This is a genomic window from Jeotgalibaca sp. A122 (assembly GCF_052266715.1).
Lineage (GTDB): Bacteria > Bacillota > Bacilli > Lactobacillales > Aerococcaceae > Jeotgalibaca.
Genome location: NZ_JBQPRB010000001.1, coordinates 227,644 through 254,204 on the forward strand (window position 1 = coordinate 227,644; position 26,561 = coordinate 254,204).

The 26,561-nt window shown below is 42.2% G+C and carries 22 protein-coding genes; 8 read left to right on the forward strand and 14 right to left on the reverse strand.

All coding sequences use genetic code 11. The features are described from left to right. Positions 1–7: 7 nt before the first annotated feature. From ACTU7M_RS01080 to ACTU7M_RS01115, 8 genes are all read right to left on the reverse strand, one after another. Positions 8–2,923: a glycoside hydrolase family 2 TIM barrel-domain containing protein gene (locus ACTU7M_RS01080; protein WP_443472520.1), complete on the reverse strand. Its 2,916-nt coding sequence runs from the start codon at positions 2,921–2,923 to the stop codon at positions 8–10. Between the two features lie 16 nt (positions 2,924–2,939). Then, on the reverse strand, positions 2,940–3,770 hold the full coding sequence (locus ACTU7M_RS01085) for a carbohydrate ABC transporter permease (protein WP_443472521.1): 831 nt from the start codon (positions 3,768–3,770) through the stop codon (positions 2,940–2,942). A 1-nt stretch (position 3,771) separates the two neighbouring features. Then, entirely contained in the window at positions 3,772–4,704 is a 933-nt protein-coding gene (locus ACTU7M_RS01090) for a carbohydrate ABC transporter permease (RefSeq protein ID WP_443472522.1), read from the reverse strand. A 70-nt stretch (positions 4,705–4,774) separates the two neighbouring features. Continuing rightward, positions 4,775–6,004, reverse strand: coding sequence for an ABC transporter substrate-binding protein (locus ACTU7M_RS01095; protein ID WP_443472523.1), 1,230 nt, complete (start codon positions 6,002–6,004; stop codon positions 4,775–4,777). A 177-nt stretch (positions 6,005–6,181) separates the two neighbouring features. After that, on the reverse strand, positions 6,182–6,454 hold the full coding sequence (locus ACTU7M_RS01100) for a hypothetical protein (protein ID WP_443472524.1): 273 nt from the start codon (positions 6,452–6,454) through the stop codon (positions 6,182–6,184). 129 nt (positions 6,455–6,583) lie between these two features. Continuing rightward, positions 6,584–7,015: a DUF1801 domain-containing protein gene (locus ACTU7M_RS01105; protein WP_443472525.1), complete on the reverse strand. Its 432-nt coding sequence runs from the start codon at positions 7,013–7,015 to the stop codon at positions 6,584–6,586. A gap of 71 nt (positions 7,016–7,086) precedes the next feature. After that, positions 7,087–8,889 carry a heme NO-binding domain-containing protein gene (locus tag ACTU7M_RS01110; protein WP_443472526.1) on the reverse strand — a complete coding sequence of 601 codons (1,803 nt, stop codon included), beginning with the start codon at positions 8,887–8,889 and terminating at the stop codon, positions 7,087–7,089. Between the two features lie 254 nt (positions 8,890–9,143). Continuing rightward, complete coding sequence (locus ACTU7M_RS01115; protein ID WP_443472527.1) at positions 9,144–10,742, reverse strand: ABC transporter ATP-binding protein; 1,599 nt, start codon at positions 10,740–10,742, stop codon at positions 9,144–9,146. Positions 10,743–10,843: 101 nt separating this feature from the next. Here ACTU7M_RS01115 and ACTU7M_RS01120 point away from each other — a divergent pair, with 101 nt between their 5' ends. The 5 genes from ACTU7M_RS01120 (at position 10,844) to ACTU7M_RS01140 (ending at position 15,857) form a co-directional block, all read left to right on the forward strand. Further along, positions 10,844–11,743 carry an Rgg family transcriptional regulator gene (locus tag ACTU7M_RS01120; protein ID WP_443472528.1) on the forward strand — a complete coding sequence of 300 codons (900 nt, stop codon included), beginning with the start codon at positions 10,844–10,846 and terminating at the stop codon, positions 11,741–11,743. A gap of 62 nt (positions 11,744–11,805) precedes the next feature. Beyond that, on the forward strand, positions 11,806–13,773 hold the full coding sequence (locus ACTU7M_RS01125; protein WP_443472529.1) for a S9 family peptidase: 1,968 nt from the start codon (positions 11,806–11,808) through the stop codon (positions 13,771–13,773). Between the two features lie 115 nt (positions 13,774–13,888). After that, complete coding sequence (locus ACTU7M_RS01130; RefSeq protein WP_443472530.1) at positions 13,889–14,476, forward strand: acetate uptake transporter; 588 nt, start codon at positions 13,889–13,891, stop codon at positions 14,474–14,476. Positions 14,477–14,553: 77 nt separating this feature from the next. Continuing rightward, on the forward strand, positions 14,554–14,868 hold the full coding sequence (locus ACTU7M_RS01135) for a hypothetical protein (protein ID WP_443472531.1): 315 nt from the start codon (positions 14,554–14,556) through the stop codon (positions 14,866–14,868). Positions 14,869–14,966: 98 nt separating this feature from the next. Then, a complete protein-coding gene (locus tag ACTU7M_RS01140) occupies positions 14,967–15,857 on the forward strand; it encodes a serine hydrolase (protein ID WP_443472532.1) in 891 nt (296 codons plus the stop codon). A 42-nt stretch (positions 15,858–15,899) separates the two neighbouring features. Here ACTU7M_RS01140 and ACTU7M_RS01145 read toward each other — a convergent pair whose 3' ends face one another. The 4 genes from ACTU7M_RS01145 to ACTU7M_RS01160 form a co-directional block, all read right to left on the reverse strand. Further along, positions 15,900–16,514, reverse strand: coding sequence for a CadD family cadmium resistance transporter (locus tag ACTU7M_RS01145; RefSeq protein WP_443472533.1), 615 nt, complete (start codon positions 16,512–16,514; stop codon positions 15,900–15,902). Then, a complete protein-coding gene (locus ACTU7M_RS01150; protein WP_443472534.1) occupies positions 16,511–17,029 on the reverse strand; it encodes a hypothetical protein in 519 nt (172 codons plus the stop codon). The genes ACTU7M_RS01145 and ACTU7M_RS01150 overlap by 4 nt, the downstream gene beginning before the upstream one ends. Before the next feature lie 233 nt (positions 17,030–17,262). Then, positions 17,263–18,267 carry a PfkB family carbohydrate kinase gene (locus tag ACTU7M_RS01155; RefSeq protein ID WP_443472535.1) on the reverse strand — a complete coding sequence of 335 codons (1,005 nt, stop codon included), beginning with the start codon at positions 18,265–18,267 and terminating at the stop codon, positions 17,263–17,265. A gap of 152 nt (positions 18,268–18,419) precedes the next feature. Then, positions 18,420–19,199 carry an IclR family transcriptional regulator gene (locus ACTU7M_RS01160; protein ID WP_443472536.1) on the reverse strand — a complete coding sequence of 260 codons (780 nt, stop codon included), beginning with the start codon at positions 19,197–19,199 and terminating at the stop codon, positions 18,420–18,422. Positions 19,200–19,328: 129 nt separating this feature from the next. Here ACTU7M_RS01160 and ACTU7M_RS01165 point away from each other — a divergent pair, with 129 nt between their 5' ends. Next, positions 19,329–20,330 (forward strand): nucleoid-associated protein, encoded by a 1,002-nt coding sequence (locus ACTU7M_RS01165; RefSeq protein WP_443472537.1) that lies wholly within the window; start codon positions 19,329–19,331, stop codon positions 20,328–20,330. Between the two features lie 101 nt (positions 20,331–20,431). On the opposite strand, the gene ACTU7M_RS01170 is transcribed toward ACTU7M_RS01165, so the two are convergent. Then, the gene (locus ACTU7M_RS01170; protein WP_443472538.1) at positions 20,432–22,204 is read right to left on the reverse strand and encodes an ABC transporter ATP-binding protein; all 1,773 of its coding nucleotides are present in this window, start codon (positions 22,202–22,204) and stop codon (positions 20,432–20,434) included. Further along, a complete protein-coding gene (locus tag ACTU7M_RS01175) occupies positions 22,188–23,942 on the reverse strand; it encodes an ABC transporter ATP-binding protein (RefSeq protein WP_443472539.1) in 1,755 nt (584 codons plus the stop codon). The genes ACTU7M_RS01170 and ACTU7M_RS01175 overlap by 17 nt, the downstream gene beginning before the upstream one ends. A gap of 167 nt (positions 23,943–24,109) precedes the next feature. On the opposite strand from ACTU7M_RS01175, the gene ACTU7M_RS01180 reads away from it, so the two are divergent. Together ACTU7M_RS01180 and ACTU7M_RS01185 are read left to right on the forward strand one after the other, a co-directional pair. Next, on the forward strand, positions 24,110–24,946 hold the full coding sequence (locus ACTU7M_RS01180) for a helix-turn-helix domain-containing protein (RefSeq protein WP_443472540.1): 837 nt from the start codon (positions 24,110–24,112) through the stop codon (positions 24,944–24,946). Between the two features lie 137 nt (positions 24,947–25,083). Further along, a complete protein-coding gene (locus ACTU7M_RS01185; protein WP_443472541.1) occupies positions 25,084–26,421 on the forward strand; it encodes a DUF1576 domain-containing protein in 1,338 nt (445 codons plus the stop codon). The last annotated feature ends 140 nt before the right edge of the window (positions 26,422–26,561 follow it).

Here is a 26,561-nt window from a genome sequence, read left to right on the forward strand (position 1 = left end):
GCTCCTCTCACTCTGAAATGACAAATGAAATTGAAAACGGCTCTAATTTTGTGCGATACTGAGCCAGTTGATCTTGCCCACAACTATTACTTCCCAATCCCGTTTGTTTGTAATCAATATTGACGACATTGTAGTCTGCATATTGAAGTTCATCGATATGTTTCGCAGCCTCCAATTGTTCTTTCGTATAATCGTGCACGGTTACCGTGTATGGACTCGCTAATTCCAGGCTGACTTTTTGATTGCCATCTTCGAATTGTACCCATTCCGTTTCAGAGCGCGCCCCATTTTCTTGCGGGAAGATATATTCTGTATGCATCCCTTTTACTGTGTTTTCATACAAACCTTTTTTAACTGAAGCATGGCTGTCCCAGTAACTTTCGCCCGGACCATAACCAAACCATTTTACATTTTCAAATGATTTCGGCATCGTGAATTCAATTCCTATCCGCGGCAACATGGTTGGCAATTCGGTTCCACTCATGCGCGGTTTGCCGTCGACTGCTACTCTTACCTTGCCATCTTCCAGCAATTCATATACATATTCCAAATCGAATCCCCAACCTTGGTTCGTTGTTCCAAAGTATTTATGGAACGTCATTTTACCATCTTCGACCTTCCAGTCGTACATGGTTTCCGAACCTTGATGCAGGAAATATGTTTCTTGCCAGTCCTTCAATTGATACATGTCATTGTCAATCGGTGCACGCCACAGCGTCACAACCGGTCCTTGGGAAATGATGTCTTTTCCATTTCTGGAAACAGTTTTCAAACTTCCGGTTACAATGTCAAACACCATTGCAGTAGACGCATTGGAAATCGTCACCGTGCGGTAATCGTTTTGCTCAGAAGAAACGTGTGCTACAGCTGTCCCTGTTTCTTTTTCTGGACGATATAATTCATTTTCCTTGCCGAGTGTGAATTGTGTAAAGTAAATAACATGACTTTCATTTAAGTATGGTTTTGGCCCATCAATCAATTCGGCATCCAGGAAGTAACGTTTGTTTGCATCGAATTCAAGTGGTAATGCTATCTCTTTGTTGGAACGTGCTGGTATGCAAGGTAAAACAATTTCATTGCTTTCAACCTTTTGATCTTGTTGATGAAGCGAATAACGAATGGTCAATCCTTCCAAGTTACGGAAGTCATAACGGTTCTCGACCGTCAAAGCGCCGTCTTGATAGCTAAACCTAACCGGCGCGATAACTTGTTTGTATTCCAACAATGATGTGGAAGGTTCCCGGTTTGGTTTTAACAGTCCATCAATACAGAAGTTGCTGTTGTTCGGCGTATCGCCAAAATCACCGCCGTAGAAATACGTTGTTTCGCCATTACGTTCAACTGCGATTCCATGATCGTACCATTCCCACAAGAAGCCACCGTGGAGACGCGGATATTTCCGCATTACTTCCTGGTGCTCTTCAAGCGCTCCCGGTCCATTCCCCATCGCATGGCCATACTCACAGTGGATATGCGGCTTTTTACCATTCGTATCTTTTCCAATATTTTCCAACCGCTCAAGGTATGAGTACATCGTCGTATAAACATCGGAGTAAGCAGCGTTACGATCTCCTTCGTAATGAACCAAGCGCGTTGGATCAATCGCTTTTGCTGCATTGTACATATCCATGAAGTTTTGACCTGCTCCGGATTCGTTCCCTAAAGACCAAAGCAAAACAGATGGGTGGTTTTTGTCACGCTCCACCATCCGTACCATGCGGTCAACATACGCAGCGGACCAATCTCGGTTGTCACTGATCCAATTATAATCTCCCGTGTTTTCGAAACCATGACATTCCAAATCCGTTTCGTCGATGACATATAATCCGTATTCATCACACAAGTCATAGAGATAGGGATGGTTTGGATAATGCGCCGTACGGACTGCGTTGATATTGTTTTGTTTCATCAAAATAATATCTGCTTCCATTTGTTCTTTCGTGACAGTAACACCCGTCTTTGGATTGAAGTCATGGCGGTTGACGCCATTGAAGAAAATATTCTTTCCATTCAGAAGAATCAGGCCGTCTTTGATTTCGACATGACGGAAGCCTACCCTGATTGGAACAAACGACGCCTTGGACGTAACAATCAAATCATATAAATGCGGTGTTTCTGCCGTCCATGTTTTCGGAGCCGCAATCCATTCGTCCACTTTTCCATTTTTAATTTCGAATTCTTTTAGTAACGCACCTTCATAATAAAGAGCCGCTGTATCTGCTTGGCCTTCTACTTCAACGACGAGTCTAAAGTCTTTTCGTTCCTCATCCGGCAACGTTTGAACTTTAATGTCAGTTGGTGAGTCTTTGTGCTCGGTATAGATTTCGACATCACGGATGATTCCTGATAACCACCACATGTCTTGGTCTTCTAAATAAATGCCATCCGACCATTTAACAACCTCCACGATTATTTCGTTCTCACCGTCCTGCAGTGCGTCCGTAATATCAAATTCGGATTCAAGACGACTTCCTTTACTCCACCCTATCTCCGTTTGATTGATCCATACCCGGAAGAAGGAAGAGACGCCATGGAAACGCAGAATGATTTTTTCATCTGCATTGTGCTTCGCTTCAAACGTTCTGATATAGACGCCAGTTGGGTTCTCTGTCGGAACATACGGCGGATTGATCGGGAATGGATAGAGTAAATCCGCATAATGCATGGCATCATACCCATTCATCTGCCAGCAAGAAGGTACTTCCGTTGGTTTGAATTTTTCGAAATGACGTTTTGAAATATATTCCTCTGCTTCAAACGGAGAGGAGAACAAGTCGAACTGCCACTCCCCATTCAAAGTCTGAAAACCATTGATATTGTCGTTTTTATCCAACGCATCCTTCAACGTTTGATAACGATGAAAAGAAGCGCGTGGCTTTAAGCGGTTTAACCCGATTTCTTTATTATTTTCCCATAAATTCACAAACAATCACCCTTTGTTATTTTATCGAACCTTCCAACCCTTCAATAATATATTTCTGTGCAAACAAGAATATCAGAATGGGTGGAATCATCATCAGAATCGTAATAGCCATTATTCCGATTGTGTTATTTCCATGGACCCCTTGGAATGATGCCAGACCAAGTGCCAAAGTATATTTCGAACGGTCCTGCAAGAAAATTAATGGACCCAAGTAGTCATTCCATACTGTTAAAATATTCAAAATCGCAATCAAGATAAGTGGTGCTCTCATGATCGGCAAAAAGATTTTTGAATAAATCTGGAAATCATTTGCCCCGTCAATTTTGGCAGCATTCGCAATATCATCCGGGAAGTTCATCAAGAATTGGCGTAGCAAGAAGACATAATACGCCGATCCCAACATCCCAGGAATGATAAGTGGTTTAAGTGTATTGATCCAGCCAATTTCATTAAACAACATATATTGTGGAATCATGGTTACGTCCCAAGGCAACATCATGGAGCTCAAAAGCATCATGAATAAAATATTCTTGAATTTAAAATCGTACCGTGCAAAACCATACGCAACCAAGGAACTCGAGATGACCTGCCCAATCGTCGTAAATACTGTAATCAAAACAGAGTTAAGTAAATACGTCGTAAACGGCTGGGAATTCCAGGCATCACTGAAATTCGACCAACGCCATTCGGATGGCAGAACCTGCGGCGGATACATGTTGACCTCTGCTTGTGTTTTAAAAGCGGTCAAAATAACCCAAAGAAAGGGACCGATAAAATAAAGAGAGAATAAAATTAATCCAGCATATATCACAACTTTTGTACGTTTTAACTGCCCTATATTACCCATTTTATTTTCCTCTCTTTACTTTTTTTGTTTTCTTTACTTCATTTTCATAGAACACCCATGCTGATGAAGACTTGAAGATAACAGCGGTCATTGCCATAATAATGAAGAACATGACCCATGCGTTCGCACTTGCATAGCCGAGTCGGTGATGCTTAAATGCATTCTCATAAACAAACAAACCATAGAAATAAGTGGACTTCATTGGTCCTCCACCAGTCAAAAGGATAACCAATGTTAACTGTTGCAGGGCGGAGATGGTAGATGTTACCAAGTTGAACAAAATAGTCGGTGTTATGATCGGAATCGTTATCTTGAAAAACTGTTGGATGGGTGTTGCACCATCGATTACTGCTGCTTCATAATAACTGCTCGGGATACTCTTAATGTCGGTATAGAAAATAAGCATCATATTCCCCACACCCCAAGCACTGGCAACAACAATGGCTACAATTGCCCATTTTGGATCCTGCAACCACAAAGGGCCATCAATCCCGATTAAGCTAAGGATGTAGTTCAAAATTCCGTTATTAGAATCAAGAATCCATCCCCAAATGATTGCTACTGCTACCCCCGAAACAACTGAAGGGATATAGAAAATAACTCTGAACAAATTGACTCCTTTTACGTTCGTTGCAATCAACATCGCTAAAACGAGTGCGATAATCATATTTAATGGAACAAATATCAAAGCAAATTTGAGTGTTAATCCTAATGAGTCCCAAAACTGTGGGTCTTCGGTAAACATACGGATATAATTTCCTAAACCGATAAAGCTACTTTCTCCAATAACCGGCCAGTCATAGAAACTCATGACAAGAGATAGAACAAGTGGTCCTGCGGTAAATGCCAAAAAGCCAATTAACCAGGGTGATATAAATAAATAGGGCGTTATTTTTTCAATAACTTTACTTTTTTTACTTAACGGTGCTGCCATCCATTTTCCAGTCCTTTCTGGGAATAAAATGGAGCTTTTCTTTAACAATAAAAGAAAAGCTCGCTTTTTATTATTTTACGACCGAATCCAAAGCTTCTTGTGGTGCCAATCTTGTTGTAGGATTGAACACTTGCTCGAACGCCATTTCCAATTGGTCTGCAAAATCGCTCCAATTTTCAATTTTGAATGAACTTGGTCCATATTCAGTACTGCGCTCCAACATTTCATAGAAGACGCTCTTATACTCATCATCTTCCAAACCTTCTGATTCTACGACACTTTTCAGTACGGATAATTCATAATCAATCCGTTCAATATTGGCTTCTTCGTTTGTCCAGAATTTAACGAATTCCCACGCTGCATCTTTGTGTTCAGAGTCAGCAGAGATTGCCAAACCGGAAGAACTCAAGACAGATTTACTTTCTTGCCCTTCAAAGCTCGGAATAGGTGCAGTACCGAAGTTTACCCCTGCATCAGTAAAACTTCCGATATCCCATGCTCCCGAAACAACCATAGCAGCTGTTTGAGATGCGAACTCATCTGTTCCCCATCCTTCTGAAGCTACTGCTAAATCATCATTCATCAAATCTTGGAATGTTTGCAAAACTTCAACAGCTTCTGGTGAATTCACATAGCCATCCGTTACAGAACCATCTTCACTTGCATAAGCTGTGCCATTGCTCCAAAGGTACATTTCAAAATCGTACGGATCTGGTTTTCCAGGCATAATATAACCAAAGACATTTTTTTCTGGGTCGGAGATTTTCTCTGAAGCTGCTCTTACATCGTCCCAAGTCCAATCATCTGTTGGGTAGTCAACACCCGCTGCATCAAAAAGATCTTTATTATAGTACAAAGCATGTGTCGTGAAACCAACTGGGATTCCGTAAACCGTGTCATCGATAGAGTTATAGTTCCAAGTTGTCTCATAGAAATTTTCCTTGTACTCTGCTCCTTCCGACTCAATATATGAATCTAGCGGCTCCAATCCACCAGAGTAAGCAGGATAATTCCACATGTACATAACATCCGGAGCATCCCCTGCTCCCATTCCGGCAGTGATTTTCGTATCATACTCCCCGCCATAACCTTCCAATAGAACTTCAACGCCATCTTGCGATTCATTAAACTTGTCTACCAATGTTTGTTGGGCATCTAGACTTGCTTCACTATCCCAAGTAGAAAATCTGATCTGAACTTTTTCTCCAGAGTCCGCTGTATCTCCGGATTCAGCTGTCCCACCATTTCCACATGCTGATAAAACTAAAACAGATGCCAAGCCCAAATATAGTTTCTTCATTCGATAATCCTCCGCTTCATTTGATGACACGAGTATAGTCTATTATTTAGTAAATGTAAACGGTTTTATTAAAATTTAGTAATATTAGACGGTGTGTCAATAAAAATTATCGTGTTTTAAACTAAAAAAGACCAAACCCTGTTTTATGGGGCTTGGTCTTTCCAAACATTTGGTTATTCAATGCGGAAACATAATTTCAGCGAGTACCCATATTGTTAACAACAAGCCGAGTACAAGGGTGATAATAGTCATGATTGCTCTGTCTTTATATTTCAAAAAAGCAACCACACCTAAGATGAAGCCTATTATTCCGATTACAGCGATGACTAGTGTCGGTAGCGGAAGTCTCCCTATACTTGTCATTTTAAGGGCCAATAACACGACAAAAGCCGCCATTAAGCCTGTTGCCCATTTCCCAACGGTTGACTTGGATAAAAAATGCACATTCATAATGATTGCCTCCCCTTACTTCTGCGCTTGAATGACTGGTTCATAAGTCGCCAAATACGTGAGTCCCGCACTTCTATCTTTTGACTTTATTATACCACCAACGCTCAAAAGAAAGGTTTATCATCATCTTTATGTCCTTGTGGTCAGGTAGCGTTTTTCCACGTAATCCAGCGATTCTTTGATGATTTGTTTCAAAACTTCTTCATTGATATCGGCAAGCTTGTTTATATAGAGACAGGCTTTACTGGCACGATGTTTACCTAATTTCGCCAACAGTTCTTCTTTACGGTCTTCTTCCAATGCAAAATAAATGGTATGCGCCGATTTCCGTGGTGAAAATCCGACCCAGTTCGCTTCTCCTGAATGGCCAGACGCGTATTTGTATGCGTATTTTCCATAACCAATAATAGATGGTCCCCACATCACGGGATTCATACCTGTCACTTCGTTGTACATTTCCAATAAACGATAGGCATCGGCTTTTTTGTTTTTTGACGCAATTTCCTCGATGAATGCAATGACACTTTTTTCGGTTGGTTTCAGCTTTGCTTCATTGGCCAAGTCGGTTCCTCCTCAAAATAATGCTTTTTCTTTATTATACGTGAAGTGAGTGGGTCACCAAAGTTTTACTACTATATTTTATATTTCTCCAAATCCTCACTGAACGCTGTACTGACTCGTTTAAATTCGTGGATATGGGTGCTCATGGACGCAATTTCTTCTGTATAGGTCAAGACACTCGCCGAAACTTCTTCAGTGGAAGCAGAATTCTCCTCGGCTATGGCGGCCAGTGAGGTGATTGTTTCCGATATAGCATTGAAGTGTTTTGTTTCTGTAATCAAGTTATCAATCAATTCCACAATGAGGTTTGAAACAGCCACCACCGATTCAATGGAGTCTGCATTCTCCATCGTGATGGCATTCAATTTATTATTTTCTGTTTCTATCACTGAAAATTGGGAGGCTAATCCGTTCATGAATATCTCGATATTAGCGATAAAATGTTCTAATTGACTATTAATGGAAAGAACAGCAGTCCGAGATCCTTGAGAAAGTTTCCTGATTTCAGTAGCTACCACTGCAAAGCCCTTACCTTGTTCACCAACGCGCTCAGCCTCGATCGCAGCATTCAACGCCAGTAGGTTCGTCTGACCGGCAATGCCTTCCACCACTTCCACAATTTTTCGAACTTCTTGAACATTTCGCTGTAACGCTTCCCCTTTTTGCTTAAACGTTGTGAACTGCTCTAAAATATTATTCAGATTATGGGAAGTCAATTCCATTTCCTTGAACCCGCCCCTGATCACTTCAACAGATTTCTCTAGAGCGACTTTCCCTTGGTTCTCTTTTTCAAGGACGCCATTTAGTGAAGCGATAGAATCGTGAAGTTGGGAAGATACCTGGTGCGTTTCAAAAGTTTGGCTTACGGCTCCTTCAGCCACTTGATCGACAATGGTCGCAATATCCCGCGAAGTTTCGCGCATATTGTTTGAGATATCGGAAAAACTATCGGCAAAGACATTCAATTCATCCGTTGTGCTTTTGTATCCGACAAAATCAGTCTTGATTCCCGCAATCAAAGCTACGAGTTTGTCATTCAATTCCTCAAAAATATCATCCGTTGAAATTTGATGGGCGATCGAAAAATCTTTTTCCTTCAGTTTATCCAGATAACGGTTGATATAAATGATTGGTTTAAATAATTGCTTACCTGTAAAAAATGGTATAATTAGCGATAAAGCAAGGATACCAGGGACGGCAATGTTGTTTGGTGAGTAACTCGCCAACAGCGCCCCAGGAATTCCTACGAGAAATAGCGTCGCAAGCGCCAGTTTCGCTTCTAATTTTTTGACGATTCCAAATGTAAGTAATTTATTGAAGTGAAAATTCTTCTGAAGCGTAATGGGCTGTTGAAATCGTATGGCAATTTTCAGAAAGTCATCTGTCCTTTCCAGTGTTTCCACAGTTACATTCTCCTTAAAATGAAAACTCGCGCCTTCCAGCATGCCAAGGAAATAGGAAAACATGCCGCGCGGCGATTTATAGGTCATATGCGCGTTATAGGTGTCCACTGCTTCGATATGAAGGATTGGCGGTTTAGCTCCTCTAAACTTTTGCGTCACAATCACATGAATATCATACATGGCTTGCAAAAAAGAATAGAGATTATCATATTTAAAGAAGGCCGGATAAATTTTGGAGTAAGTTTTCACATTTTGATGTGCCATTGTCCGCCACATAACATCGGGTGATTTGTCGACCCTTTTTCCGATTGCTTCAACCATCCCTAAAGCAATACGATCAGCCACCTCTTCAGTTGGCGTGAATATCTTGTTGGCTTTGAGCCCATAGCTTGTCATGACTTCACTGACTATTTCTTTTCCATACAATTCCTTACAAGTATTCATCCATGCAGATACAATCGTGCCTTTCATACATTTCCCCCTAGATATTCGAATTTACTCTATCTATCGGACACACTTTTGAAAAATAAAGCGGGTTTTCATGTAATAAATTGGCACATTAATTGTGCATTTCATGGCATAACCCGAAAAAAGCTCACTCAACTGGAATTTTCTCCGTGAGTGAGCTTTATTTTAGAAAAAAGCTCACTCAACTGGAATTTTTAATCTGAGTGAGCTAAATCCGGAAAAAAAGCTCACTCGCAAAGTTGAGTGAGCTTTTTTATTTAGGCATTGCCAAGCACTACAACCCGGTCCAATTTATCCCGGATAGAATCACGCAGTTGATGCGTAATCATGAGTACGGTCAGTTCTTCATTTTCCAATAACTGCTGTTCAATCTCCAGTGCACTCTCCTCATCCAAACTTGAAGTGCCTTCATCCAGCAAAATGATTTTCTTGCCGCGCAAGAAACCACGAGCCAATGCGACTCTTTGACGTTGCCCACCTGAAAGTAAACGACCCGCCTCCCCGATGTCTGTGTCCAGGCCGAGCGGCAAACTTGCCACCACACCTTCCAAACTACTCGCCTTCAGTGCTTTAGCCAATTCTTCATCAGAGTATGTTTCTCCCAATGTAATGTTTTCTCGCACTGTTCCTTGGAACAAATAAGGAATCTGATCCATGTATAAAATGTGATGACGCAGCTCCTGTCCGGATAATTGATTTAATTCATTCCCGGAAAAACGCACCGAGCCACTGTAATCCGTCAACTTACCGTTCAGGATATTGAGTAGTGTGGTTTTCCCGCTTCCACTCGCACCGACTATGGCGTATTTTTTACCCAGGTTGAAAGAGGCATCCAGTTCCTTTAAGACCTGTTTGTTCCCATAGGCATAACTGACCTGTTGCAGTTGGATGCCGGAAACGACATTTTGAATTTTTCCGCCAGGTCTTTCAAAAGAAGTCTCGAGTGCCTCGAATTTAGTAAAAATCGGATCCACTGCTCGCATTGCTGCCAATTGTTGACTCAAGTTACCGACCGTATTGAAAATCACCGCTGCCAAGCCACTGGTCGCCATCATGGCTCCAATTGGAACCAATGAACGGAATACAAGATAGCCGGTCAGACCGGTGACAGACAACTGCCCTAAAATATTCCCGAAGGCACCCAGTATGGCAACTTTCGCGGTCACTCTGGTTTGGTTATTTTTAGCATCCGCCAACGCGAGCGATGCTTCTTGCGTATTCTTCGATATTTTTTGCAGTAAATTGAAGGAAAAGAAGGTATCAAATCCGTTCAATGTGTCGGTAACTTTGCTGATGAAGCGTTCGTTTTCTTCAGTCGTGAACAAGGAAGCCGCCTTCAATTTCTTTTCGTACAATTTCGGCAAACCCAGTGTCAAGGCAGTGAGCGCAACCGTCATGACCACAATGCTCCAATGGAAAGCGAACAGAGCTACGACCGATGATACTGTGGCAATGATGCCGCCCCAAATTTGATAAAATAGGTCAAATCCATTCGTTTCAATCGTATTCAAGTCATTGCTCAGCCATGATGTATAGGTCCCGACTTGTTTCTTATGGAAGCTGGTATAGCTGGACTGCTCCATCCGTTTGGTAATGTCGGTTCGGATGGCGGTCGCCATTTTTTGTTTTGTTTCACTTGTCTTGTTGATTTGAACATTCAGGACAAAAAGGAATACCAAGAATAGCCCCATCACTTCCGCCAATACCTTGAAAAAACTCTCGAAATCCAGATTCACCAACGTATCCAGGGTAGCCGCCATCCGCACGCTGACAATGGTTTGGATGACATTCGTTACTGTCAATAAAAAGAAAACCAACGTATTTTCCTTCCAGAATCGTTTGATATAAGTTTTCATATTCTTCACACCTTTGCTGTTATTTGTAACTAAATTTTATCTCGGTTATACTAAAAGGAAGATTATAATTGCATATCTGCAAAAAATAAGGGTGTGAAAACATGGATTATGGTGAACTACTCCGGCAGATCAGGACCAGTAAAGGGATGAAGCTCAAGGAAGCGGCAAGTGATACCCTCTCTACCTCACAACTTTCCCGTTTTGAGAACGGCCGCTCAATGATTCCCGTTGACTCTTTTCTTGAGACGTTGAAAAACATCAATACCACCCCACAGGAGTTTTTATTCCTTTTTGGTGATGATGACCATAAGGAGATGCAGAAAATTTTTGAAAATATCGAATCCTTTATGGCAGAACATCAGTATGACAAGGTGAGGGAATTACGTGACATTTTGAGGAAACAAAACCCTGCCCCCTATAGCTGGAAACGATTTGTCTTTTTGTTCATTGAGAGCTTGTTGGTCTTGACCGACGGAGAGGAACCCCAGAACCAACCGGAAGTCTTGACTTACTTGATGCAAGTTGCGGACTGGGGCGAAATGGAACTCCGGATTTATGCGTTATTCGGGTTTGTGTTTGATGTCGAAACAACCTACCTTTTGATGAAGACCGCTGTCAAAAAAAGTCAAAAATACATGGCCCTTCCCCAGGATGCCAAGTTGCTATTTTCGATTTTGTCGAATAATTTTTCGACATTCGTTTTCCATAAACGCTATGATTATGCTCAAGCAACTTTAGCGATTTTCGAAGAGCAATTAACCGAACGGGTCGAATTGCTCGAACCGCATCTCGATTTTCTGTTTAATCAAGGAATCCTTGCGTTTTGCCAAGGAAGAGAAGCAGATGGCATCAGGGATTGCGAGCGCGTGGTTGAATTGTGTCAGTTGTTCCGACAACATTGGCGTGAAAAGCGCTACAACTGGCGCTATCAAAACTGGCGCCATGGCTACAAGGATCCGGAATTCCGCGAATTGGCAATCAACATTGGGGTAATTGAGTAAAGGCTTTACAATTATTCAAGCGTTTGTTTAAAATGAAAGAAGTATAAAATGGAGGCGATATTTTGGGTAAAGAAGCACTAACAATAGATAGTTTGTTCGAACTAAAGAGTCTGGGCCAGCCGATTGCTTTTGGCAATCGTATTTTTTATAGCGAAACAACACCAAATAAAGATGAGAATGGCTATCATTCTTATATTTACAGTATTGATCGCACAACAAAGGAACGTCGCCGTTGGGGAGATGCAGGTACGAGCCAATCCCAATTGGAAATTTCACCGAACGGAAAATATTTATCATATATCGGAAATGCGACCAAAGACAAAAAACCGCAAGTCATGGTTATGCCGCTTGACGGTGGGAGCGCCTTTGCTTTAACGGAAGAAAAAGAAGGCGTCTCAAATTATCATTGGACAAAAAATGGTGCTTCCGTTTATTACCAAACAACCAAAAAAAATACGGATGAAAAAGCTGACGAACCAAAAGAAAAGAAAATGCCCAATACAACTGAAATCGACAAGTTGACTTACAAGTTGGACGGTGCCGGTGTCTTGCCGAAAGATTTGACGTATCAAATCAAGAAAATCGGTGTGGCATCGCGTGATGTGGCGACGATCCTTGAAGATCAGGAACGCGTTGGCCTGAACTACGTTGCCAATGATGAGAGCTATTTATTGGTGGCCGGTGAATTGGACAGCGCTGATGAGTGGAATTATGGCGGCACAGTTTATTATTATGATGTGGCGACGAAAGAAAAACGCTCGTTGACGACTTCCGTTCCCAAAGGCAGTTTCTCATTTGCGGCGATGTCGGAAAACGAAGATTATTTATTATTGAACGGAAATGATTTTGAATATGCTTTTGTGACATTGAGCCGCATTTACGGTTACGACATGAAGACCCATGAATTGGTGTGTTTAACAGAAGATTTGGATGTGGAAATCAGTGACGTGATGGTCGCGGATTTCCAGCAAAATGTCTATGGGATGCCCGTGGAATGGTTGAATGAAAATGAGTTCCTCTTCCCTGCTACCAAGCATGGTAAAACCCAGTTGTATAAAGGCAATCGCGCCGGAGAAGCAACGCTGGTATTTGATCAACGGATGCATGTGACGGATGGACACATCATTGCTGGAAGCGAAGAAATTGCGGTAACGTATTCCACTTTGACAAAAACGTCGGAGCTGGCAGTTCTCGACTTGGTGAGTGGCGAGTTGGAAGTATTGTATCAGCCAAATGCTGCCTTTTTCCAAAAGCATGCCGTTGTAGAACCGGAAATGTTCTGGTTCAAGGGTGCGGATGGTTGGGACATCCAGGGTTGGTACTTGGCGCCGGTTGGGGAAAAAGTGAATCACCCGGCGATTTTGTATATTCATGGTGGACCACAGGTGTGTTATGGGGAATCGTACTTCCATGAGATGCAAGTGTTGGCTGCGCGTGGGTACGGTGTGATCATGTTAAATCCGCGTGGTGGTAATGGCTACGGTCAGGAGTTCGTGGCATCCATTTTGGGCGATTATGGTCATAAGGATTTTGAGGATTTGATGTTGGGAACCGACTATGTGTTAGAACAGCATCCGGAAATTGATAAAGACCGTGTTTATGTGATGGGGGGCAGCTACGGCGGCTTCATGACGAACTGGATTGTGGGTCATACGGATCGATTCCGGGCGGCGATTTCGCAACGGTCGATTTCGAACTGGATCAGTTTCTATGGAACGAGTGACATTGGTGCGTTCTTTGTGGAATTTCAATTGCAACGCGATTTGTGGGATGTGGATGGGTTGTGGCGGATGTCCCCGTTGGCGCATGCGGCCAATGCGAAAACACCGATTTTGTTGATGCACAGTGAGCAGGATTTACGTTGCCCGATGGAACAGGCGGAGCAGTTCTATGTAGCGATGAAGAAACATGGTGTGGAGACGAAATTGATTACGTTCCCGGAATCGAATCATGGCTTGTCGCGGAACGGATTGCCTAATTTGCGGGTGAAACGTGCGGCTGCAATATTTGAGTGGTTGGAGAAACACTAGCATACTGTTGAAAGAACACTTTAAATTCTTTCGGGATATTGACTTTGTGCACCCATACTAGCTATAATTCAATCTAGTGTGTGGAGCACAAGTATATCTTAAGGAGTTATCGGAATTGGAAAAGGAAAAGACAGTTTTATATAAAGAAGTGACGGCAAATCCGGCACCGTTAGGTTTGATGGGCTTTGGGATGACAACGATTTTGTTGAACATTCATAATGCAGGTTTCTTCTCATTGAACGCAATGATTTTGGCTATGGGTATTTTCTATGGTGGCATGGCACAAGTAATCGCTGGAATCATGGAATTCAAAAAGAACAACACATTCGGAACAACAGCTTTCACATCATACGGTTTCTTTTGGTTATCATTGGTTGCATTAAATATTTTACCGTTGATGGGTTATGGTGAGGCTGCGGATTCATTGTCGATGGCTGCTTACTTGTTTATGTGGGGATTGTTCACATTCTTCATGTTCATCGGAACATTGCGCATTACAAAATCACTTCAAGTTGTGTTTGGTTCCTTAACAATTCTATTCTTCTTGTTGGCATTGGCTAACTTTACTGGTTCAGAATTGATTCTGACAATTGCTGGTTATGAAGGAATCATTTGTGGATTCACGGCAATTTATGCGGCAATGGCACAAGTGTTGAATGAATTATACGGCAAAACTGTATTACCGATTGGCGAAGTAAAATAATTAAACAGGGAGTCTGGTATCTTTTGTACCGGGCTCCCTTTTTTCGTATAATAAAGGAAAGAATGGAGATGACGCGAGTGGAAGTTCAAAACGAGAAAGAGTTGCTGGCAGGTTTGGAACGACGTGAGGAGACTTTGGTGGTTAAGGGTGAGTTGCGGCAAAAGGTACGTGATTTGCTGAAGACGAAGTTATCGGATGAAGAGTTGATGGGTTTCGAATTGGGGTCTGCTGGCAGGGGTGGTATCGTGGCCGAGATTGTGTACTGGGTAATCAGCCGGTTTAGCAAGGATTCGGTGATGCAAAAAGATTTGGAAGCGGCTATTCGTCAGTATAATGCCAAAGTGGATGCCGATAATAATTTGATATTGTATTTGAGGCAGTTGGATTATTAATAAGTGGAAAGGCAATTTCGAACGAAATGGTCTTTTCGGTATAGTTATTTTGTTTGCAATATGTTAACATATTGTTAAAAAGATAATCGAGGCGGATTATGAATAAAAAAATTCAAATTTCACTAATTTTGCTGTTGGTAACATTTTTGGTGATTTTGGGCTGGGTTACTCTTTTTAAGGACGATGAACATTCAGTTGTGGAGAGTATCGCAATCTCGATGGAAAATGAATACGATATCGAACTGGGTGCGACGGTTGCGGAAACAATAAATGATATTATGGTGTATTTTGATGTGGATGAGAATCAGATTGCGATTGCTTATTATGATTTTGTGGATGGCGAGCATTACTATTTAAATGCGGATCAAGCGATGTACGCGGCGAGTACAACGAAAGTAGCGATTGCGGCACTGTATGCGGACTTGATTGAGAATGGAATAATGGATTGGGATTCAAAATTGCCCTATTACGATTCTTATTATGAATCCGGCGAGGGTGCGGTTACGAACGCAGAAAAGGAAGATGCTTATCCAGTTGACGAGTTGATTCTGGAGATGTTGATCCATTCTGACAATACGGCTACGAATGTGCTGGCTTTTTATTACATTGAAAATTTCAGTGGTGATTTTGAAAAATACCGTCAAGCGATTGCGGGACTGAGTGGACTGGATGACCTTCCCGATATTGTTTATACAGAAAACTATGCAACTGCTCGGATGTTGGAACAAACGTTGATTCATGTTGCAAATAATGATGCTTACACATTTATTATTGAAACAATGATGGAGGCGCAAGAGGGCTTTCGTTTGAAAGAACTTGTTTCTGTTGGTATGGCTGCGAAATATGGCAGTAGTGAGCAGTGGAATCATGATATGGGAATTTACTATGAGGATGGTGTTCCGATTTACGCCATCGTGGTTATGACGGAGGATGTTCTGGAAGCCGATGAATTTATGGGCATTTTGAATTTTTATTTGCATAAAATGTAAGCAGCACCTGGAATATTGTCCGGGTGCTGTTTTTGTTTCTTATCAAATTAAATCAAAAAAAGCTTGGATGGTGCTATTCTCAAATAAAATATAAATCCCGAGCCCTATAAAAACTATCGGAACAATGATGCGCTCATATTTTTCCAAGGTTTCCGAAATAAAGGATAGCTTGGCTAGATGGTGACTCGTATAGCAAAGAACAGGAATAGCTATTGCGAAAACGATGAGAGTCATGAAGATTGCAGTTATGTTGATAGAAGTGAAAAAAGGAATGTAGATTCCTAAATTATCACCACCGGCAGCAACGGTAATCAAGGCAACCGTGCGAACAAGATGGCTGCCTCCACGCGATTCCAATTTTTCAATTACCTCCTCTTCTTCAGTCTCATCTTCCCCTTGCATCGCCTTCCGGATTCCCAAATAGATTGGAATAAATCCCAGCAGACCAATCATCCAGTCCTGGGGAATGTAGTGAAGGACATCGGCGGTGAACAGGCTGACTGCTACTAATATACCTGTCCCGAGGTATTGGCCTAGGTAAACGTGAGAAACGCTCTTTTTGCTATCGGCTTGAGAAAAAATAATCATCAGAATGAATAAGTTATCGATATTTGTGGAAATAAAAACTGCCAGTGCTGATAAGATACTTTGCATCATGTAAAATCCTCCGCAATCATGAATATAAAATGGTCGTTTGGATTCCAAACATGTAAGTCATCAGCCACATAACCACGCAGCCATAAATTACCTTCTATATTTCTCAAATAGAAACCTTTCGGGAATTCATCATCGAGGCTGATCCGTTCTGATGCTACAGTGATGGATCCTGATGGTGCTTGACGTTTTTGAACGGGGTTGTCCTTAACCCCTTCCGGCTGATTGAAATAAGCTAACCGCAAATGCGGCCCTAGTTCAATCGGGCACAACGCCAATCCCCTCACCTTAATCCGGTCCAGTATCTGGGGCATCACAGCTCCGTCAGGGAAACCCAAATCTTTACCTGTAAGTTCAACCGTGTGGACGGTATGCTTCTTTTTTGCAGTGGTAAATCGTTCATCCATCAATAGCTGTTCTGCGTACTCATTCATCATAATACCTTTTTGTTCTAACCTACTCATGAGTTGTGTTGGTGTAAACCCACCAATTTCGACGGACCCCTTTATTAATCCCAAGTGCTTTCCTCCTTGCTGTGATTTCGCTTTTACCAAGAATCTATATTTTACTTCAAGCCTATACAATCAACAAGTTAGGCTATTTAAAGTGACTTACCGACAGTTTTGGAGGACTAAGTCATTTTAAATAAAAACAAAATGACTTACTGCCATTTTCGCGCCACTAAATCATTTTAAATAAAAATAAAGTGACTTAGTCTCCAAATTTCGGGACTAAGTCACTTTAAATTATATTAACGCTCTACTGAAGCGTCAGCGGTCATTGTTTTTTCAGTTTCCTCAACAGAGAATGGACTCACGTCTCCGTTTACGGTATGTTTCAAGGAAGAGAATGCTGTCGCAAAGTTGATGATATACTCTGGGTCTTTTTCTTCTAGAATGCCATGAAGAACACCGGCAGCGAATGCATCCCCGCCCCCAACGCGATCGATAATATGGTCCATATTCTGTACGGTTGAGTAGTAAGTTACGCCGTCTTTCCAAAATGTTCCTTGCAAAGTGTTATGCGTTGCAGAAATGACGTTACGTAAAGTTGAGTAGAAAATTTTGATATTCGGATACAATTCATTCATTTTTCCATAGTAATAATCCAATTCAAATTCTTGCTCGGAAATTTCCGGAACGCCAAAGAATGTGATGGCGTCACGTTTGCCAGCGGATAGGTAATCCACATATGGCAGGACTTCTTTCAAGAATGCTGTACACTCTTCAATGGACCATAGTTTGGAACGGTAGTTCACATCAAAGTTGACAGTCACGCCTTTTTTGTGAGCTTTCTTCATCAACTCTTTCGTTACTTTACGGCTATCTTCAGAAAGTGCTGCTGTTACACCCGTGATGTGAAGCATGGTTTTTCCTTTTAAAAGTTCATCCACATCCACTTCAGAAATTTTCATTTCCGCAATCGCAGAATGAGCGCGATCGTAAATGACTTTGGACGCACGCGGGCCTGCCCCAGACTCCAGATAGTAAGCACCTAAACGGTCGCCGCCGTAGATCACTTCACTCGCATCTACGCCGTACTTTTGCGTATGACGGATTGCGGATTGACCCAATTGGTTATCAGGTACTTTGGTAAAATACGTCGTTCTATGGCCAAGCGAGCTCAAGTTGATGGCAACATTCGCCTCTGCTCCACCGTAATGTAAACTCAATTGCGTTGTATCATAAAAATGCGTTCCGACCTGAGTTGAAAAACGCATCAACGTTTCCCCTACACATAAAATATTTTGTTTCATCAAACATCCCTCTTTTTCATGGTTTATGATTACGATTACATTTCCAAATAGGAAATTAGATATTCATATAAGAAACTTCTTACTCATTATATGACAGAAAAAAAAAGAGAGCAACCGTTTTCTATGAATTCATAGAAAAAGATTTTCCTCTCTTAGATATACATGTAAACATTTTCCAGTTCTTTTAAAATACCATTGCGGGCAGCCTTGATTGCAGCGGCAACTGTCGCCTCTTTTTCTGGTGTCCGGCGGTATGTCGGCATACTGACACTAAACGCGCCGTAATTTTTGCCGTTAACGGACAAGGTCGTACCCATGCAAAACACTTCAATCTGCTCCTCGCTGTTGTCGAACGCAATTCCCTGTTCACGAATCTCAGTGAGTTCATTTTTGATGGCCGCCTCAGTGACCAATGTATGTTGGGTAAAAGGCTTCAACTCCACTCGGGATAAATAAGCATCCAATTCTTCCTCCAATAATTCCGCGAGCATGGCTTTTCCCATGGCGGATGCATACATCGGTTTTGAGAAGCCAATTCGGGATGTCGTCACGACAATCGGGCGCATTGATTCCAGTTTGTTTACGTACAGAATCTCGTCGCCTTCGCGGATGGAAAGATGAACGGTTTCGTCCAATTTTTCATGGAGTTCTTTTAAATAGGGATAGGCTATTTTTGAAATGTCCAGATCCGCCAAATATTGATTGGCATAACGGACTAAGCCGCTTCCCAAACCATATGTTTTGTCGCCATCATTTTTTCTGACATACCCGATCAATTCCAGCGTTCCCAGGATTTTCAAAGCAGTCGGATTGGTCATATCCGTCGCTTTGGCGATGGCATGCAGGGGTTGCGAAACGTTGACCGATGCCAAGAAATTCAGTATTTTATCAGCTTTTATCAGTACCGTGCCGTACGGTTGTGGTTGCGTCATTTTCCTTCTCCATTCTCTTACTGTTGTTTAAAATATAAGTGATTTTCGAAATTAAGTAAAGGTTTGTTCTTTTGCGGGGTCATATTTTGTGAGATACTGGTACTTGTGATTTCAAAATGGAGGGACATAATGATCTATATTCAAGAAGCAGTTTTGCATATACTTGACTTAAATACAAATGAACCGATTTATTCATTAGCTGGATTGGATATTTCGGAAAAGTTCACAATTGACTATATCCATGCCATGATCGAAAAAGTAGAAGATTCCGATAATATGAAAGAAGGCACATTGCTGGCGGACAATCCGACTGTGGGGTTATTGGAAAATGTAGCCGATGATTTCATCGGGGCAACGCGTGCATTGACGGACAAATTCTATAATATCACCAAAGTGAATTACGAGATTCCGGCTGCAGACTTGCTGTTTGCTAAATTTACCTTGGACGAAGTTGCCTGTTTGGGGTTATTTAAACTAAACTACTCGGATAGTATTACGCACCACGTATCGCAAGAGGCGGACACGCTGACGAATCAGTTGGTGGTGAATCGCGCGATTTTGCCGAGTGCGCGGCAGGCGATTCAGGAGGGTATGGTTTTGAATCTGGAGACGATGCAATACCATGTACTCGAGAAGAAGCATATGATTACGGAATTGGCGGAGAAGAAGTTTTATTTCACGGAAATGTTTCTCGAGGATCAGCCGAAACCGAGTCTGAAGGAAAATATTTCGATGATTAAAAAGGCGGTTCAGAAGACGAGCAAGGCGTTTAATGATGAGGAGTTTGTGGCGCTGGCGGAAACGAAACAGGCGATTGTACATAGTATGGAAGAAGAAAATGTGATTGATAATCATGTGATTGCAGATCAGTTGTTTGGTGACAATTACGCGAAGAAAGAGAAGTTCTTCCAGGAAGTCGAGGAGCTGGGGTATGTGGACCGGGCACCGGCTGAAGTTGCGGTGGCGGGACCGAAGTTTTCCAAGCAGAAGTTGCGTTTGAATAATGGCATTGAAATCAGCATCCCGATGGACTTATACCAGGACGCTGAGGTTGTGGAGTTCATCAATAATCCGGATGGGACGATTTCGGTCATGCTTAAAAATATTGAGAAAATAAAAAATTTGTTTTAAACAGGACATAACGCTATCTGCCACGGAAAGTTATGTCCAAAAACAAATATAAACGGACATAACTCATGGGGGTTCCCAAAGTTATGTCCGTTTTTTCCTTACTATAGTCTCTTCAACAATTCAGATTGTGTCTTGTACAAGTGGTAGTAACGACCGCGTTGTTGCAACAACTCTTGATGGGTACCGGATTCGAGAATCCTGCGGTCACCAATGAAGAAGATGCGATCACTGTTGCGGATTGTGGACAGACGGTGGGCCACAACGAATGCGGTCCGCCCCTCCAGCAACCGGTCGAGTCCCTCTTGCAACAACACTTCCGTTTGCGTATCGATACTGGACGTCGCTTCATCCAAAATCAATACTTTCGGATCCGACAACAAGGTCCGGGCAAAGGAAATCAGTTGGCGCTGACCTGCTGACAACGTACTTCCCCGCTCCTGAACATAGGTGTTGTACCCACCTTTCAGATCTTTGATGAAATCATGTGCACGCACGACTTTAGCTGCGGCAATGATTTCTTCTTCGGTGGCATCCAGCTTCCCATAACGGATATTATCCATAATCGTTCCGGAAAAAATGAACGTATCTTGCAACATGACACCCACTTCGCTCCGCAGGGATTTCATCGTCACATCGCGGATATCAATGCCATCCACCATTACTTTCCCCTTTTGAACATCATAGAAACGCGGGATCAAGTTGGTGATGGTAGATTTACCGGCCCCCGTCGGACCAACCAAAGCAATCGTTTCACCGGGGTTTACTTTGAAAGAAAGATCTTCGAAAATATTTTGACCTTCTTTATAGCCGAAAGTCACATTTTCGAAAACAACTTCCCCTTTGACCGGCGGCATGTCGAATGCATCCGGCGCGTCTTTTATCAACGGCTCCAAATCCATCATCTCGAACACACGCTCCAGATAAACCGTACCGGAAACCAGGGAATTATAGAAGTTACCCAGGTTGATGATTGGGTTCCAGAAGTTCGTCACATAGGCAACAAAAGCAATCAATACCCCGGTGGAAACTTCCACACCCAGTCCACGAATACCGGCGAAATAAATGAAGGCAATGGTCACACTGGAAATAATTTGTACCATCGGCCCCAAGATAAACTGAACTTTGACAGCCCTCATCCAGGCCACACTTTGTTGATTACTGACATCCGCAAAGATATCAAAGTTCATGCCCTCACGGGTGTAAGATTGCGTTGTCTTTATCCCTTCAATCGACTCATGAATGTAAGCATTCAGGTTCGCCTGTTTCGCACTCAGTTCCTCATAAGCAATCCGTTGCTTGTTTTTGATAACCATGGTGATGACAAACAATAAAGGAAGCAATAGGAAACTGTACAATGTCAGCACTACGTCAATCGACAACATAATCGCCAAGGTTACAACAATACTCAAGATGTCAGAAATAACCGTAATCAAGCCGGATGATAAAATATTACTCAAAGCATTGATATAGTTTACTACACGGGTCAAAATTTTTCCGTGCGGTCGTGTGTCAAAGAAGCGGAATCCTAATTTCTGGATGTGGTTGAACAAATCCGAACGGATATCACGCAATACATCCTGCCCGAGCTTCGTGATGTGGTAAATCCGGTAACGGATTGCTCCCGCATTCAAGACGGAAACAACGGTATAAAACACCGTGACCCAAATCAAAGCGTTCGTGTCTTGATTCGGGATGGCTGAGTCAATCACATAACTGATTAAATATGGACCCAGGATTAAGGCGAAGTTGGAAAACAATAACATCACCAATAATTTGAGGATATTGGATTTATAAGGTTTTAAATAGGACCCAATCCGCTTAAAGCCCTGGAAGTCTATTTTAGTTGATTTTGTGTCTTCAAATTCCATCTTCATCACCTACTTCCGCTTGTCCCAATTGTTCTTGATAAATTCGATAATAGAGTCCGCCTTTCGCGAGCAGGCTCTCGTGTGTTCCCCGCTCCACAATCCTACCTTTAGAAAGGATAATGATTTTATCGGCATTTTTAACCGAAGAAATACGGTTTGCGATAATAACGGTTGTTTGTTGGGCAGTAGAACCTTTTAGTCCCTCCTGAATTTTCACTTCGGTTTCCATATCGACCGCTGAAGTCGTGTCATCCAAAATCAAAATCGCCGGGTCCTTTATCAAACCACGGGCTAAGGACAACCGTTGTTTCTGACCACCTGACAAACCGCTTCCGCGTTCGCCCAAATAGGTATCGTATTGTTCCGGCATCCGTTCAATAAACTGACTGGCATCGGCCACTTCCGCTACTTTTTGAACCCGTTGGAAAGGTACTTTTGGGGCGCCGTAAGTAATGTTATGTTTAATCGTATCGGAAAACAGGAACACATCCTGCATTACCACTGCAATCTGTTGACGCAAATTGATGACATTCATTTCTTTAATGTCGATGCCATCAATCAATACCCGCCCTTTCGTTGGATCAAAGAAACGGGAAATGAGGTTGACGAGGGTTGATTTTCCTGAACCCGTTTCGCCCAATACACCTAACGTTTCGCCGGCTTTAATGCTGAAGCTGATGTCATGGATGACATCCACTTCCGGTTCATCGGAAAAGGCAAACGAAACATTTTCAAACGTAATATCGCCACGTAAACGCGGCACTTCAATTCGTTGTTCAATCGGAATCTGTGGCTTCACAGCCAGCATTTGCCTAATTTTTTGGGTACTGGCATCAAAATTTTGCAAGTCATTTACATGGTTCCCCAAGTTACGCATCGGCACATTCAACATCCAGATAAGGCCGTTAAAAGTAACCAAATCCCCGATGGTCATGGCACCATTCATTACAAACAAACCTCCCAGACCAACCGTGATGATTGCTAAAAACCCGGCAAACACTTCAATGATCGGCAGGTAACGCGCAGAAACCTTGGCAGAGTCCAGGTTGCGTTGACGAAAGTCTTCGTTGTAACGATTGAACTTCTCAATCTCGAACGCTTCCCTCCCGAAGGCGCGGACCACTTTGTTCCCACTGATATGTTCCTCCACCACTGTATTCAAGCGCGAAAAACTTTCTCGAATTTGGTAGAAAGCGCGGCCGGCATTGCGAGATAACAGGACCGTGAAAAAGGCTATGAACGGCGTAACAATCAAGAGTGACAGCGTTAAGCGCCATTCTATCGCACTCAAGAAAATGAGGGCCGAAATAAAGAGCACAATGTTATCCAAAATATTATAATAAGCCCAAGCCACAGCATGACGAACCGCATCCGTATCCCCTGTCATCCGGGCCATAATATCCCCTACGCGATTGGTATTGAAGAAAGTAAAATCGAGTTCTTGTAACTTAACATATAAATCCTCACGAATTTTGAACAAGACATCTTGACTGATTTGTTCAAATCGAATTTGATACAGATAGCGTATGACCATTCTGATGATCGTTATCCCAATTAAGAGCCCCAGTAACGGCACCAACCATTCTGTTTGTCCGTTGGTAATAACTTGGTCAACAATCGTCCCACTAATATAGGGCGTTGCGATATTGCTGAGGGCAATGAAGATTGTTAAAATGCTGGCCCATAACCAACTCATACGATACGGTTGAAGGTATTTTTTTACCCATTTAATACTGCTGTTCATCGTAGTTCCGCCTTTCTTATTCATTTGCTTACTATTTTAAAGGAAAATCATTCTAAATCGAATGGATTATACACTCAAATGTAATGGACAAAATTATCAAGAGCCATTTTCATGGCTAGAAACCAGAGAAAAAGCTATAATTCTATTGATAGACAGGAGGTGGCGCGATGCTTAATATTGATTCCAAAACATTCAATCCGGAGATCCTTTATGTGTTTGATTCCGAAATGATTGGTCCAAGATCAGGTAAAAATCATTACCATGATTTTTTTGAAATATCCATTATTTTAGAAGGCCAATCCGAATATACAATTGAAGGTGAAACGCGCCTCTTGGAAAAAGGTGCCATCTTATTATTCAATCCGGGTGTTTACCATTATGAACAAATTCCCAAAGGCATGCATAACCGCCAAATCCATATTGGAATCAGACATTTTTCCATCGACCGCTTTCCCCGTGATTTTTTCCCACTGGAAGCAACGATTGTGCACCTGAGTGAATATGAAGATGTTTTTTTCGAAACTTGCTTTGAAATTATCAAGGAACGGAACGAGCGCAAGAGTGGTTATGATATCATTTTGAAATCGTTGGTACTAAAATTAATGGTTTATATTTTGCGGGACAAGAGTACGGACCAGCTGGAGGACAAAGAGCTGGTGTTGACGGATGAGGAATTGGAACGGCAACAGTTAGTTGATGGAATTAAGCTATATATTGAAACGAATTATCGTGAGGATTTGACTTTGAATCGGATTGCGGAGGCTTGTTATGCCAGTCCGGCCACCATTTCCAGAATATTCAAGGACCAACTTGGGGAATCACCGATTAATTATTTAATTCGGTATCGGTTGGAGAAAGCGAAGACACTTCTGGATAATACGGAGGATATTTCCATTAAGGAAACGGCACACTTGATTGGGTATGAGGATGCGTTGTATTTTAGTAAATTATTCAAGAAGTATTACGGCAGTTCGCCGACTGATTATGCAAAACGCAATAAGTAAACGTTATCGTAAATATGTTGTCCAGTCACGAAAATACTCGAAAAATACACATTATTGACTTGCCAATAAAACGCTAGTTATAGTAAAATTAAACAAATTAATTTGCTACGTCACTTTTTTTGATTGGGAGGAATGTTATGACGGTAATACCATTAAATACAGCTTCAAATTTTCAGCCATTGCCGACAAAAGTGCTTTATCGCTTGTTTGTCAGCATTTCATTTGCAATGATCCTACTGGCTTTTACTTTTAATACACCTTGGGAGATATGGGATGGCTTTTGGCTCATTACCCGTTCTCCTGCCAACTTATTGACTGACTACATGGCCTTGGCAAACCCTGGCGCGACTTTAATCAATGCAGCAGTGATGACCCTGCAGGCACTCGGTGTTGTCTGGCTATGTCGGGCAAAAATAACCGGTCCCGTTATTTCGGCTTTATTTTTGATTATCGGGTTTTCATTTTTCGGAAAGAATTTTTATAATTCAATGCCAATCGTGCTTGGCGCACTCGGCTATGCGAAAATAACGCATAACCCGTTAGAACGCTCGTTGCTGGCGGCGTTATTTGGAACGGCTCTTGGTCCTTTGGTCAGTGAGTTGACCTTTAATCAAGGGTTGTCGTTACCGGTTGGATTAGTGGTTGGTATTTCCGCTGGCTTTATCGCCGGGTTTATTTTACCACCATTAGGACATCATGTTATTAACTTTACCAAGGGTTTTAGTTTATATAACGTTGGCTTTACGTGCGGGTTCGTCGGAACGATTTTCATCTCCATCATGCGCAGTTTCGGTATGGAAATCGAGGCAGTAACGATTATTTCAACGGAGTATACAGTGGCCTTCAGCACGATTTTACTCGGATTTTTTGGGATAATGGGGCTTTATGGTTTTGTTATTAATAGGTTTACACTGGCTGGTTTGTCGCGCATTTACAAACATACCGGTCAATTATCAACGGACTTTATTGATATTGGCGGCATCGGCGCAACCATTATTAATATGGGGTTGCTGGGAATCTTTTCTACCCTTTTCATCTTATTATTGGGTGGCGATTTAAGTGGACCCGTCATTGGTGGCATTATGACTATCGTTGGTTTCGGATCTTTCGGAAAGCATCTACTCAATATTGCACCTATCATGATTGGGACGACGTTGATGTCGTATATTACAGAGCATTTGACGCAAGATCCCAGTATTTTAATTGCGATTTTATTTTCCACCACTTTGGCTCCGATTGCGGGTCGTTACGGAACAGTGGTTGGTATTCTCGCGGGTGCGATACACCTGACGTTGGTTGTGAATGTTGGTTTTTTGCACGGCGGGGTTAATTTATACAACAATGGCTTTGCCGGCGGTCTTGTGGCTGGAATGATGGTACCGATTTTGGATGCCATTCACGCTCACCGGGCAGCTCGTTTCAATCCACAAAGTGCTGAGGTCGATCCAGCCGAGGAAATTGAGACGTTGGATTAATAATGGGTTTATACAAAGAGGGTGAGACTTTTGTCTCACCCTCTTTCCTGTATACGAATATCTGTATTCTAAACGTGCGACAAAAGGCAGCCCCGACGTCCACTTCACGAATAATGCTCAGATGGCCTGCGACCATCTTG